The sequence below is a fragment of the Dechloromonas sp. A34 genome (assembly GCF_026261605.1).
Taxonomy (GTDB): domain Bacteria; phylum Pseudomonadota; class Gammaproteobacteria; order Burkholderiales; family Rhodocyclaceae; genus Azonexus.
Genome location: NZ_CP102486.1, coordinates 995657 through 1008206 on the forward strand (window position 1 = coordinate 995657; position 12550 = coordinate 1008206).

The 12550-nt window shown below is 68.5% G+C and carries 10 protein-coding genes and 1 pseudogene; all 11 read left to right on the forward strand.

Features of this window, described 5'->3' with window-relative positions; translation table 11 throughout:
• The 11 genes and pseudogenes from NQE15_RS04985 to NQE15_RS05030 all read left to right on the forward strand — a co-directional run bounded on the left by NQE15_RS04985 (position 1) and on the right by NQE15_RS05030 (position 12527).
• Complete coding sequence (locus NQE15_RS04985; RefSeq protein ID WP_265947103.1) at positions 1–978, forward strand: FecCD family ABC transporter permease; 978 nt, start codon at positions 1–3, stop codon at positions 976–978.
• Positions 975–1127 (forward strand): annotated as a pseudogene (locus NQE15_RS23795) (ATP-binding cassette domain-containing protein); the annotation flags it as partial. The gene NQE15_RS04985 and the pseudogene NQE15_RS23795, both read left to right, overlap by 4 nt.
• A gap of 50 nt (positions 1128–1177) precedes the next feature.
• On the forward strand, positions 1178–1747 hold the full coding sequence (locus NQE15_RS04990; RefSeq protein WP_323054950.1) for an ABC transporter ATP-binding protein: 570 nt from the start codon (positions 1178–1180) through the stop codon (positions 1745–1747).
• A gap of 2 nt (positions 1748–1749) precedes the next feature.
• Positions 1750–2337: a cob(I)yrinic acid a,c-diamide adenosyltransferase gene (cobO, locus tag NQE15_RS04995; protein ID WP_265947105.1), complete on the forward strand. Its 588-nt coding sequence runs from the start codon at positions 1750–1752 to the stop codon at positions 2335–2337.
• Between the two features lie 10 nt (positions 2338–2347).
• The gene (locus NQE15_RS05000) at positions 2348–3973 is read left to right on the forward strand and encodes an adenosylcobinamide amidohydrolase (RefSeq protein WP_265947107.1); all 1626 of its coding nucleotides are present in this window, start codon (positions 2348–2350) and stop codon (positions 3971–3973) included.
• Positions 3970–8307 (forward strand): cobaltochelatase subunit CobN, encoded by a 4338-nt coding sequence (locus tag NQE15_RS05005; protein ID WP_265947109.1) that lies wholly within the window; start codon positions 3970–3972, stop codon positions 8305–8307. Before NQE15_RS05000 ends, NQE15_RS05005 begins: the two co-directional genes overlap by 4 nt.
• 16 nt (positions 8308–8323) lie before the next feature.
• On the forward strand, positions 8324–8758 hold the full coding sequence (locus tag NQE15_RS05010) for a MotA/TolQ/ExbB proton channel family protein (RefSeq protein ID WP_265947111.1): 435 nt from the start codon (positions 8324–8326) through the stop codon (positions 8756–8758).
• Positions 8755–9084 carry a DUF2149 domain-containing protein gene (locus NQE15_RS05015; protein WP_265947113.1) on the forward strand — a complete coding sequence of 110 codons (330 nt, stop codon included), beginning with the start codon at positions 8755–8757 and terminating at the stop codon, positions 9082–9084. Before NQE15_RS05010 ends, NQE15_RS05015 begins: the two co-directional genes overlap by 4 nt.
• Before the next feature lie 14 nt (positions 9085–9098).
• The gene (locus NQE15_RS05020; RefSeq protein WP_265947115.1) at positions 9099–10685 is read left to right on the forward strand and encodes a TonB-dependent receptor; all 1587 of its coding nucleotides are present in this window, start codon (positions 9099–9101) and stop codon (positions 10683–10685) included.
• Positions 10640–11191, forward strand: coding sequence for a TonB-dependent receptor domain-containing protein (locus NQE15_RS05025; protein WP_265947117.1), 552 nt, complete (start codon positions 10640–10642; stop codon positions 11189–11191). Before NQE15_RS05020 ends, NQE15_RS05025 begins: the two co-directional genes overlap by 46 nt.
• A gap of 55 nt (positions 11192–11246) precedes the next feature.
• Positions 11247–12527: a cobyrinate a,c-diamide synthase gene (locus NQE15_RS05030; protein WP_265947119.1), complete on the forward strand. Its 1281-nt coding sequence runs from the start codon at positions 11247–11249 to the stop codon at positions 12525–12527.
• Positions 12528–12550: the final 23 nt, after the last annotated feature.

The following is a 12550-nucleotide window of genomic DNA, read 5'->3' on the forward strand; positions in this document are numbered from 1 at the left end:
ATGCCGACCCGCCGCCGCGCTTTCCTGATTCTGCTCAGCCTCGGCCTGCTGGCTGCGGCCAGTTTCGGGCTGGCGCTGACGGTGGGTAGCTACAAGGTGGCGCCGGCCGATGTACTGGCCGCCTTGCTCGGCCATGAGGGTGGCGCCGGCGATGTCGTGCTGCAACTGCGCCTGCCGCGGGCGCTAGCCGGCTTTGCCTGCGGCGGGCTGCTGGCACTGGCCGGAGCGCTGATGCAGGTCCTGCTCCGTAATCCGCTGGCCGATCCCTATGTGCTGGGTATTTCCGGTGGCGCCGGCGTGGGGGCGATGTTCGGTATTTTACTCAGCCTGCCGGTGATCGGTATCGACGGGCTGGCTTTCCTTGGCGCACTCGGCGCCATGTTGCTGGTGTTCGGGCTGGCGCATGGTGACGGCAGCTGGACGCAGACCCGCCTGCTGCTCACCGGTGTCATCGTCGCCGCCGGCTGCGGCGCGCTGGTCGCGCTGATGCTGGCCATCGCGCCGGAGCACAAGCTGCGTGGCATGTTGTTCTGGCTGATGGGCGACCTCGGCCAGAGCGGCCAGTGGTGGCCGCCCGTCGCCGCATTGGGCGTCGCCCTGATTTTTGCCATGCCCTTCGCCCGCGAACTGAACTTGCTGGCGCGCGGCCTGATGCAGGCGCAGGCCCTGGGCGTGGCGGTCAACCGGCTGCGCTACGCGATCTATCTGCTTGCTTCGCTGGCCACCGCCGCCTCGGTGACGACGGCCGGCTCGATCGGCTTCGTCGGCCTCGTCGTGCCGCACCTGGTGCGGTTGACCACCGGCAACGACCAGCGCCTGCTATTGCCGGCCTCGGTGCTGGCCGGTGGTTCGCTGCTCGTGCTGGCCGATACGCTGGCCCGCACCATCATCGCGCCGCAGCAGTTGCCGGTCGGCGTGCTGACGGCGCTGATCGGTGTCCCGGTTTTCCTCTTCCTGTTATCCAGGCAGCCGAAATGAGCCGGCCCTTGCTCGAAGCCCGGCAACTGGTCGTCGAAGTCGGCGGGCGTTGCGTCGTCGACCGCCTTGACGTGGCCGTCACCGCCGGCGAACGGCTGGCCATCCTCGGTCGCAACGGCGCTGGCAAATCGACGTTGTTGTCGACGCTGGCCGGTTTGCGTCCGGCGGCGGGCGGCGCCGTGCTGCTCGACGGCGAGGATTGCGCCCTGCTGCATCCGCGCCAGGCGGCCTTGCGCCGGCCTGGCTGGGGCAGTTCCAGGCCGATCCCTTTGGCTCGACGGTGCTCGAAACCGCAATCACCGGCCGCCACCCGCACCTCGGGCGCTGGGACTGGGAAAGCACGCGCGACGGCGAACTGGCGCGCGCCGCCTTGCAGGCCGTCGGCTTGCAGGGCATGGAGGCGCGGCAGATCCACACGCTCTCCGGCGGCGAACGCCAGCGCCTGGCGATCGCCACGCTGCTGACCCAGGCGGCGCCGCTCTACCTGCTCGACGAACCGCTGTCCCACCTCGACCTCAATCATCAAATGGCGGTGCTCGACCTGTTTGCCGGCACCGCGCGCGAGGGGGGCGCCGGCGTCGTCATGGTCCTGCACGACCCGGCTCTGGCCCACCGCTTCTGCGACCGTGCCCTGCTGCTGTACGGCGACGGTTGCACCGAAAGCGGCCCGGTCGACAGCATTTTGACGGCTGCCAAGCTGTCCGAACTCTACGGCTATGGCCTGCGGCAGATCGAAGATCGCGGCCATCGCTGCTTCATTCCGGAGTAAATATGATTTCCCACGAACAACGCATGCAGAAAAAGAAGGCCGTCATCGACGGCAAGATCGCCGGGGCGCAGGAAGAGCGCGGCGTGCTGGTGATCAATACCGGCAACGGCAAAGGCAAGTCCTCGGCCGCCTTCGGCGTCGTCGCCCGCGCCCTCGGTCACGGCCTCAAGGTCGGCGTCGTGCAGTTCGTCAAGGGGCGTTCGGACACCGGCGAAGAAGCCTTTTTCCGGCAGCAGCCGAATGTCGCCTGGCACGTTGGCGGCGAAGGCTTTACCTGGGAAACCCAGGACAAGGAGCGCGACGCCCGGGCGGCACAGCACGCCTGGAGTGTCGCCTGCGAACACCTGGTCAACCCGGAAATCGGACTCGTCGTGCTCGACGAAATGACCTATGCCTTCAAGTACGGCTGGCTGGAACTCGACGAAGTCATCGCCAAGCTGCTGGCACGTCCGCACATGCAGCACGTCATCATCACCGGCCGCGCCGCACCGCAGTCCCTGCGCGACGTTGCCGACACGGTCAGCGACATCGGAATGGAGAAGCACGCCTTCCAGAGCGGCGTCAAGGCCATGCCCGGCCTCGAGTTCTGAGCCCGGACCGATGACGATCCTCTGCCGTTTCGCCTGCCTGCTGCTCCTTTCGGCTGCCGCCTGGGCGGCGGAAGCCGATGTCCTGTCCAGTATCCCGGCCAATATTCGGGCCGAGGCGCAGATCGTCCGCAGCGAGCGCGACGGGTACTGGGAAAAAGTGCTGCTGGTCAGTTTTCCCGAAGCGCGGCGGACGCTGTCGACCTCCGGTGGCTTGCTCGACGCGCGGGCGGCGCTGAACCATGCCGGCCACCCGCTGCTCTGGCAAAAGGTCGGCATGCGCTTCATGGGCCAGGATGGCCGGGGCGGCAAGGCTTATGCCGCACATGTCCACGAAAACATGGCCAAGCTATTGCATCTGGACAAGTCGGCGGTCGCCCGGATGTCCACGGCGGCCGACATGGACAACCTGGCGATCGTCACCAAGAGCTACGGCCCGCTGACCGTCACCGTGCTGGCGACAGCCGGTGCCAAGACCAATGCCATCCGCACCGGCGTGGACGAAGGGCGCTATATCGAGGACGAACTGCCGGCCGGCACGATCAACATCATAGTGCTGACCAATATCCGGCTGACCGACGCCGCGCTGGCGCGCGCCTTGATTACCGTGACCGAAGGCAAGACGGCTGCCTTGCAGGATTTGAAAGTCCCGAGCACCTACACACCAGACGTGCAGGCGACGGGCACCGGTACCGACAGCATCATCGTCGTCTCCGGCACCATGGGGCCACAGGCTAGTTATACCGGCGGCCACAGCCGGATCGGCGAACTGATCGGCAAGGCCAGCTACGAAGCGGTGCTCGAAGCGCTCGGCAAGCAGAACGGCTTTTTCCTAGCGGGAGCCAAGCGTTTTGCGGCAGGTCCGGAAGCGCCGGCCAAGGCCCTGGATGCCCTGCGCATCGCCCTGCTTCATCTCGATGCCGTGCCCGGCGATGTCGCCGGCAACCGCGCCCGCATCGAGGCCGGCATCGCCGAGGCGGCCGGCCAGGGCGCCGACTGGATCATGACGCCGGAACTGGCCGAAACCGGCTACAACTTCGCGAGCCGCATCGGCACCGGCTGGATCGAGCCCTTTCCCGATGCCTGGATGAGCTCGCTGGCGGCGGTCGCCCGCGACAACCGGGTGGCGCTCTTCGTCGGCTTTGCCGAGCGCGATGGAAAGACTGGCAAATTCCATAATAGCGTCGCGGTGATCGACCGTGCCGGCGTGATCCAGGGCGCCTACCGCAAGCAGCGGGTACATGGCGGCGCCGAAAGCTGGTCCACGCCCGGCGCCGGCGGCGCCCCCTTCATGGTCGATGGCATTCCGGTTGGCCTACTGATCTGCGCCGACACTTACAAGCCGGAACCGGCCGCTGACTATCGCCGGCAAGGCGCCGCCATCCTGCTCGCCCCGGCCAACTGGCCGCCGGTCGACGCCATGGGGCCGGGTGATCTCTGGGAGCGGCGCAGCCGCGAAACCGGCCTGCCGCTGATCGTCAACAACCGTACCGGGCGTGAGCCGGAACTCGATTTCTCGCGTGGCGAAAGCGTCGTCGCGGCCGGCGGCGAGCGGCTGTTCTCGTTCAGCTCCAGTCAGAGCCGCCTGTTTTATGTCGATTGGGATCGCGCTCAAGGCTTCAGCCAGCCTGCCCGATGAGCCGGATGGGAGTCGTGCGCCGCCTGGTCGGCCTGCTGGCGCTTGCCATGCCGCTGCTGGCGCAGGCGGCGACCCTGTTCGGGGTCGTCACCGAGCGCGCCGCACCGACCGCCATCGAAGCGGCGCACCGCCATCTGGCCGGGCATCCGAACGACCGCATCCTGCTGCGCACGCCGGCCCAGATGATGGCGGCCAGCGACCGACAACTTGGCCAGTGGCTCGGCCAGGCTGACAGCGTGCTCGCCGTTTCGGTTTTCGGCGACCCGGCGCGCCGGCTGAAGGATGTGCTGGCACGGCACGCCAAGGCGCAGACGTCCATCCTGGCGATGAACGGCGAAGCCAGCCTGAACCTGATGAGCCGCGACGCGAGCGGCAACCTTAATCATTTCCCGGCCGAAACCCTGCGCCTGCTCGCCGCCGAGGAGCCGCCCGCCACCGCCCTGGCCGCCGCCGAGGCGCTGCCGACGGCCCGCCGCTGGCTGGCGGCGCGCCGCCTCTGGCAGGCCGGCGGGACGGAAAACACGGCCGCGCTGTTCGGCCATCTGCTCGACCCACGGACGAGCCTGCCGGCGGCCAAACCGGAGCCCCGGCTGCGCCTGCGCGTCGGTGAGCGGGAATTGAGCGACGCGGTGGCCTGGGGGCAGGCCGCCAGCCTCGGGCTGACGGCGGTGCCGACCGTGGTCGTCCTCGATCTTGCCAACATGGATGGCAGTGCCCCGGCCGCCCTCTGTCAGCGCATCAACCAGCAAGGCCTGCCCTGTGTGCAAGTGCTGAGCCGCTGGGGCGGCGCCTCGCGCCAGGCGCTGGAACGGCTGCCCGAACTGATTGCCCCGGCCCGGCCGGCGGCGCTGGTCGTGCTGCAGGATTTCGTCGTCGGCGCCGCCGAAGGGCGCGAGGCGGTGACCGAAGCCTTCAAGAAAATCGACGTGCCGGTGTTCAAGGCCATCCGCCTGAGCGAGCGTTTGGCGACGCAATGGCGGCTGTCGCCGGACGGCCTGCCGGCCGACTCGGTGCAGTACCGCGTCGCTCTGCCCGAGTTGCAGGGCATCGGCCAGCCGATCGTCGTCTCGGCACTCGGCAAGGCCCAGCCCGACCGCATGACCGGCATCGAGAGCCGGCCGCCGGTCACGCTGGCCGCCGAAGTCGACCGTCTGGCAGCCCGTATCGGCCGCTGGCTGACCTTGCGCGCCAAGGCCAACCGCGACAAGCGGATCGCCGTCATCTATTACAACCACCCGCCGGGCCGGCAGAACATCGGTGCCGACAATCTCGACGTGCCGGCTTCGCTGTTCGACATGTTGCAGGCGCTGAAGGCGGCCGGCTACGAGGTCGGCGAGCTGCCGGCCTCGCCCGAAGCGCTGCTCGACCGGATCATGGCGCACGGCGTCAATCTGCCGGAAGACCGCGCCGCGCTGCGCGAATTGAGCGCTGCGGTCGACGGGGTCAAGGCTGCCGACTACGCCCGCTGGTTTGCGACATTGCCGGCGCGGGTGCAGGGTGAAATGACCGATGGTCCGCTCGGCCGCCTGCTCGCCGAAGTACTGGAAGCCGAGCAGGCCAACGAAAAGGCGGTCGGCCGCAAACGCGTCGATGCCGTGCTCAAGGAACTGCATCACCTGGTCGAGGGCGCCGACCATCCGAAACGCCAGGCGGCGATCCGCGACCTCAAGGCTTTGGAAGAAGGCTATCTCGCCTGCCTGGCCGATAGGCCCACCCGCCGTTGCGCCACGCAGGCCCCGCTCAGCCGCCGGCTGACCGGCTACGGCATCGAAGGCCTCAAAGGCTGGGGCGCCGCGCCGGGTAAGGTGATGGTCGAAGGCGGCCGGCTGCTGGTGCCGGGCATGACTTTCGGCAACGTCTTCATCGGCCCGCAGCCGCCGCGCGGCTGGGAAGTCGACGAGGAACTGCTGCATGCCAACACCAGCGTCACGCCGCCGCACCAGTACCTGGCCTTCTACCACTGGCTGCGCGACCGCTTCCGGGCCGATGCTGTGGTCCATGTCGGTCGCCATTCGACCTACGAATTCCTGCCCGGCAAGGCCGTCGGCCTGGCCGCCGACGACTACCCGAGCCTGATCGCCGCCGATCTGCCCGGCATCTACCCCTACATTGTCGATGGCGTCGGCGAAGGCACGCAGGCCAAGCGCCGTGGCCTGGCCGTGATGGTCGACCACCTGACCCCGCCGCTCGCCGCGACGCCGCTCTACGACCAGCTGCTGGCCTTGCGCCAGGTGGTCGAGAGCTTCGAGGCGGCCTCCAGCGAATCGCTCAAGGCCCAGGCGGCGCGGACCATGCGCGAGCAGGTCGTGGCCCTCAACCTCAAGGCCGAGCTCGAAGCCTCGATGGCCGACGTGCTGGCGGTGCGCGGCATCGGTTTCGAGGCAGCCGACGACGACCTGCTGGCGCACGAAGTCGGCCATTACCTGACCAAACTGCAGGAAAAGTTCATGCCCTACGGTCTGCACATTTTCGGCCGCAACTGGAGCCAGCAAGCGCTGGACCTGATGCTCGATTCGATGAAGAAGGGCGGCATCGACGATCCGGCCATTTCCGCCAAACTCGCCGATTCGCCGCGCCTCGAAATGATTGGCCTGCTGGCCGGGCTGGACGGCCGCTACATCCCGCCGGGCAAGGGCAACGACCCGCTGCGCTCGCCGGAATCGCTGCCCACCGGCCGCAATTTCCACGCCGTCGATGGCGACATCCTGCCGACCCGGGTCGGCTACCAACTTGGCGAAAAGCTGGCCGCGAAATCGGTGGCGCACGCCCCGAAGGAAGTCCCCTTGGGGGAGAGCAAATCGGATAAAGGCTCCGAAGGCGTCATCCTCTGGGCCTCGGATGCCGTGCGCGACGAAGGCGTCATGGTCGCCTTCGCGCTGGCCATGATGGGCGCGGAGCCGGTGTGGAACGCCCGCGGCATCGTCACCGACGTCCGCCTCAAGCCCGGCGCCGTGCGGCGCGACGTGATCGTCACCACCTCGGGCCTGTTCCGCGATCTCTACCCCAACCTCAACAACCTGATCGACCGCGCCGGCCGCCTGGCGCTGGCCGCCTCCGCCGCCGGCCTGGCCGAACGGCGACCGGAACTCAAGGAGGCGCTGGCCGCCGCCCTTGGCCCGGTATCGACCGCCCAGTGGGGCAGCGAGCCGGTCGGCGACAACCGCGTCGCCCGCGAATGGCAGAACCGCCTCGCCGCCCTCGAACAATCCGGCATGCCACGCCAGGAGGCCGGGCGCGCCGCCGCCCAGCGCATTTTTGGCGATGCGCCGGGCGCCTACGGCACCGGCGTCAATCGGCTGACCGAGCGCTCCGGCGCCTGGCGCGAACGTGACGAAATCGGCCGCGCCTACCGCAACCGCATGGGCCACGCCTACGGCCTCGACGAATCCGGCGAAGCCAGTCACGCCGCCTTCGACTCGGCGCTCGACGGTATCGCCCGCACCTATCACGGCCGGGCCAGCAACCTCTACGGTCTGCTCGACAACAACGACGCCTTCGACTACCTGGGCGGCCTGTCGCTAGCCATCGAAGGCCGTACCGGCCAGCCGCCGGAAGCCATGATCCTGCAGCATGCCGAACCGGGCCGGGCCGATGTCGAGCCGCTGACCACGGCGCTGCTCGGCGAACTGCGTGGCCGCTTCCTCAACCCCGCCTGGCTGAAGCCGCTGATGGGCCACGGCTACGCCGGGGCGCGGACGATGGGCACCGAATTCCTCGAAAACCTCTGGGGCTGGCAGGTAACTCGCCCCGACCTGGTCAAGAACTGGGCCTGGGACGAGGTCAAGGCGGTCTATTTCGACGATTCGCAAAAGCTCGGCCTACCCGCTTTCCTCGGCCAGGGCCACAACGCCCACGTCAAGGCGCACATGCTGGCGATTTTCATGGTCGCCGCCGAAAAGGGCTTCTGGAAAGCTGACGCCGCCACCATCAAGCAGATGGGCGGCGAACTGGCCCGCCTGGTCGCCAAGAACGGCCTGCCCGGCAGCGGCCACACGGCTCCCAATCACCCGATGTGGCAATGGCTGGCCCCGCAGCTCGACGCCGCCGAAGCCCTGGCCCTGGGTGTGACGCTGGCCAAGGCGCGCGGTGAAGTCGTTGCGGCAGCCCCAGCGGTCCGGGCAACCGCTACGGCCAATGCCCAATCGCCGGCAAATACCGGCGAACCCGCCGCTGCCCCGCCGGCGCCCGAAGCCGCCCCGCGCTATTACGAACTGACCGAACCCCCAGCGCCGGCGAGCGATCTCGTCGGCCGCACCCTCAACCTGCTCGGCCTGTTGGCCGCCAGCCTCGCCCTGTTCACGCTCGGCCTGTGGCGCGGCCGGCAGACCGCGTAACCCCTAGGAGTCCCTGATGACCGACCCGCACTCTTTCGCCTGGCTGCACGATGCCGTCACCTGGCTGCTCACCCCGGCCCTCGCCGCCTTGCTGCTGGCCTGCGCTATCGCGCTGATCGAGGCCGGCCTCGCCGTCGGCGAGCGCCTCTCCGGCCTCGCCCGGCTACAGGCCGCCGGCGACGTGGCGCGAGTCCAGGCCGTCGCCCGCCACCGGCTGGAGCGCGCCGACCTGCTCGCCCGCATCCCGCCCATGCTCGGCCTGATGGCCACCATCATCCCGCTCGGACCCGGTCTCGCCGCCCTCGGCAAGGGCGATCCGGCACAACTGGCCAGCGCCGTCACCGTCGCCTTCGACGCCACCGTGCTCGGCCTGGTCGCCGGTATCGCCGGCCTAGTCATCGGCAAGCTGCGCCGCCGCTGGTACGAAGAAGTGCTGGAGAACATGGAATGAGCGAGTTGCAAGCCCGTAAACGGCTGCGCCTCTACTCGAAGCTCGACGCCCGCTTCGACGACCGCGACGAGGACCCTCGCGCCAGCCTGGTCAACCTGGTCGATGTCATGCTGGTCTTCGCCTGCGGCCTGCTCGCCGCGCTGGCGGCCGGCACGCAGCAGGCCCTGAAAGCCCCGAAGCCGGTCGAAAAAGGCCAGCAGATCGAACGCCCGGCCAGCGGCATCACGCAGAACGGCAGCGGCTACGACCGGGTCGGCGAGGTGTTTCGCGATCCGAAGACCGGGAAACTGGTCCTGATCGAACCGGCCGCCCAGCCGGCACAGTAATTATTTTTTCAGCCATGAAGCACGCCTTATATCTCACGGCCACCCTCGTCGCCGTGCTTGCCAGCTCCGGTAGCGCCCAGGCCGCCGGCATCCCGACCCTCCAGGAAGTCACCGTCAACAGTGGCGCCCAAGACCTGACCGGCGTCGCCGACTCGGCGACCGAAGGTACTGTCACCGCCAAGCAACTGGCCAACCGCCCGCTGCTGCGCCCGGCCGAAGTGCTCGAAACCGTGCCCGGCATGATCGTCACCCAGCATTCCGGCGACGGCAAGGCCAACCAGTATTTCCTGCGCGGCTTCAACCTCGACCATGGCAGCGACTTCTCGACCCACCTGATGGGGATGCCCGTCAACATGGTCAGTCACGCCCATGGCCAGGGCTACATGGACCTCAATTTCTTGATTCCCGAGCTGGTCGCCGGCATCAAGTACCGCAAGGGTGTCTACGCGGCGGAGGACGGCGATTTCGCGACCACCGGCAGCGCCCGCATCGACTATCTACGCTGGCTCGACAAGAGCTTTGTGGATATCGGCCTCGGTCAGCACCACTACCGCCGCCTACTCGCCGCCGGTGGCCATAGCCAGGGCGACCTCAACCTGCTCGGCGCCCTTGAGGTGGCCGGCAACGACGGTCCGTGGGATCAGCCGGAGAATCTGGAAAAATTCAACGGTGTACTGCGTCTGACCTCGGGCACCGCCGCCAACGGCTTCGCGCTGACCGGCATGGCCTACCAGGCCGACTGGACGGCCACCGAACATGTGCCGGAACGCGCCATCACCAACGGCGAAATCGGCCGCTATGGCGCGTTGTCCGCTAACGATGGCGGCCATACCCACCGCTACAGCCTGTCCGGCGACTGGGCGAAAACCACCGAGGGCGGGGCCGGCAAGACCAACCTCTATGTCATCGACTACGGCCTGAACCTGTTCTCGGCGCCTTCCGGCTTCATCAGCGGCGCGCAGGGCGACCAGCATGAGCAGGCCGACCAGCGCACGCTCTGGGGCGGCCAGGCCAGCCAGAGCTGGCTTCTCGGCCCGGCCTGGCGGGACACCGAGCTCACGGCCGGCCTGCAACTGCGCCACGACCGGATCGGCAAGGTCGGCCTGTACACCACCGAAAACCGTCGCCGTACCGGCATCGTGCGCGAAGACCGCATCGAGGAAACCGCCATCGCCGCGCTCTTCGAGGCGCGCACGCAATGGACCGGCTGGCTGCGTACCAGCCTCGGCCTGCGCCGCGACCAGATTCGCGCCCAGGCCACCGCGCTGGCCGGCCAGTTCAACCTGGACAACGGCGGCTCGGCCAGCGCCGGGCAGACCAGCCCCAAGCTCGGTGTCGTCTTCGGTCCCTTCCAATTGCTCGGCCAAACCGAGTTCTACGCCAACTGGGGCCATGGCTTCCATAGCAACGATGCGCGTGGCGCCACGGCGCGCACCAATCCGCAGGACGGCTCGGCGGCCAAAGCCGTGCCGCTGATCGTCAAGGCCCGGGCAGCGAACTCGGCCTGCGGGTGGCGCCGCTGCGCGGCTGGAACAGCAGCCTGGCGGTCTGGCAGATGGAACTGGCTTCGGAACTGGTCTTCATCGGCGACGAAGGGGTGACCGAGCCGAAAGGTGCCTCGCGCCGCCATGGTCTTGAATGGTCGAACTACATCACGCCGGCCGACGGCTGGATCGTCGATGCCGACCTCGCCTGGTCGCAGGCCCGCTTCCGGGACGCCAACCCGGACAACGGCGGGCGCCACGTACCGAACGCCATCCCGCTGACCGCCTCGCTCGGCCTCACGGCCGACCACGGCGGCCCGTGGTTCGGCGGCCTGCGCCTGCGCTACCTCGGAGCCTACGCGCTGGAAGAAACCGCCCAGCAGAAATCGACGGCCTTATGGATGGCCAATCTGAAAGCCGGCTACCGGGTCAGCCCCAAGTTACAGCTGACGCTGGACGTGCTCAACCTGTTCGACCGCAAGGCCAACGACATCGAATACTGGGGTGGCGCCTGCACGCGCGGCGAAACGCTCGGTGGCACCTGCGGCGGCGGCATCGACGGCCGCCTGGTCCACCCGCTGGAACCGCGCACCGTTCGCCTCGGCCTGCGCGCCAGCTTCTGAGCCGGCGCCGGCCCGGCTATCATCCCTCCCGCCAACGACAACCGAAACCACATCCATGCCCAGTTGCCCCGCGCTTCTTATTGCCGCCCCGGCCTCCGGCCAGGGCAAGACTACCGTCACCGCCGCGCTGGCTCGCCTGCATGCCCGCCAGGGGCGGCGCGTCACCGTCTTCAAGTGCGGTCCGGATTTTCTCGACCCGCAGATCCACGCCTTCGCCAGCGGCCGACCCTGCCAGAACCTGGATCTCGGCATGTGCGGCGAGGCCGACGCCCAGTGGCGCTTGGCCCGCGCCGCGGCCGACTCCGACCTCATTCTGGTCGAAGGCGTCATGGGCCTGTTCGACGGCACGCCCTCCGCGGCCGATATCGCACAGCGCTTCGGCATTCCGGTCATGGCCCTGATCGACGCCGGGGCGATGGCCCAGACCTTCGGTGCCGTCGCCCACGGTCTGGCGACCTACCGGCCCGGCCTGCCCTTTGCCGGCGTGCTCGCCAACCGGGTGGGCAGCGCCCGCCATACCGAGATGCTGCGCGACAGCCTGTCGCCCGGCATGGGCTGGTTCGGCGCCCTGCCGAAAAGCGGCGACAGCCTGCCTGAACGCCACCTCGGGCTGCTGCAGGCGGCCGAGATCACTGATCTCGCGGCTCGCCTCGACAAGCTGGCCGATGCGCTGGCCGCCAGCGCCAGTGTCGATCTGCCACCGGCCGTCGAATTCGCCGAAGAGCCACCACAGGCCGTCGAAGCGCGGCTCGCCGGCCGGCGCATCGCCATCGCCCGTGACGCGGCCTATGGCTTCATCTATCCGGCCAACCTGGAAACCCTCAAGGACCTCGGCGCCGAACTGCACTTCTTCTCGCCGGTGGCCGGCGACCCGCTGCCCGACTGCGATGCGGTCTGGCTGCCCGGCGGCTACCCGGAATTGCACGCCGCCGCGCTGTCTGCCAACCAGCCGCTATGGACGGCGCTGCTCGCCCATGTCGATGCCGGCAAGCCGTTGCTCGCCGAATGCGGCGGCATGATGAGCCTGTTCGAAGAAGTCGTGGACAAGACCGGCCAGAGCCACCGCTTCGCCGGCCTGCTACCCGGCCGTTCGGTGATGCAGCAGCGCCTGGCGGCGCTCGGTACGCAGTTCGTCGAGCTTCCGGAAGGCCGCCTGGCCGGTCACACTTTTCATTACTCGAAGAGCGAAACGCCCTTGAACCCGCTCGTGCGCTCCATGACGCCCGACGGCCGGGCCGGCGAGGCGGTCTTTCGCCGCCAGCGGCTGACCGCCTCCTACGTCCATTTGTACTTCCCATCCAATCCCGCCGCCATCGGCGAACTGCTCGGTCCCTGATGCTTCGATTTTTTGGGATCAAG

Bases quoted from the DNA above. Each gene is read 5' to 3' on its own strand.
- NQE15_RS04985 (WP_265947103.1), top strand. From the start codon at position 1: ATGCCGACCCGCCGCCGCGCTTTCCTGATTCTGCTCAGCCTCGGCCTG.
- cobO (WP_265947105.1), top strand. From the start codon at position 1,750: ATGATTTCCCACGAACAACGCATGCAGAAAAAGAAGGCCGTCATCGAC.
- NQE15_RS05000 (WP_265947107.1), top strand. From the start codon at position 2,348: ATGACGATCCTCTGCCGTTTCGCCTGCCTGCTGCTCCTTTCGGCTGCC.
- NQE15_RS05005 (WP_265947109.1), top strand. From the start codon at position 3,970: ATGAGCCGGATGGGAGTCGTGCGCCGCCTGGTCGGCCTGCTGGCGCTT.
- NQE15_RS05010 (WP_265947111.1), top strand. From the start codon at position 8,324: ATGACCGACCCGCACTCTTTCGCCTGGCTGCACGATGCCGTCACCTGG.
- NQE15_RS05015 (WP_265947113.1), top strand. From the start codon at position 8,755: ATGAGCGAGTTGCAAGCCCGTAAACGGCTGCGCCTCTACTCGAAGCTC.
- NQE15_RS05020 (WP_265947115.1), top strand. From the start codon at position 9,099: ATGAAGCACGCCTTATATCTCACGGCCACCCTCGTCGCCGTGCTTGCC.
- NQE15_RS05025 (WP_265947117.1), top strand. From the start codon at position 10,640: ATGGAACTGGCTTCGGAACTGGTCTTCATCGGCGACGAAGGGGTGACC.
- NQE15_RS05030 (WP_265947119.1), top strand. From the start codon at position 11,247: ATGCCCAGTTGCCCCGCGCTTCTTATTGCCGCCCCGGCCTCCGGCCAG.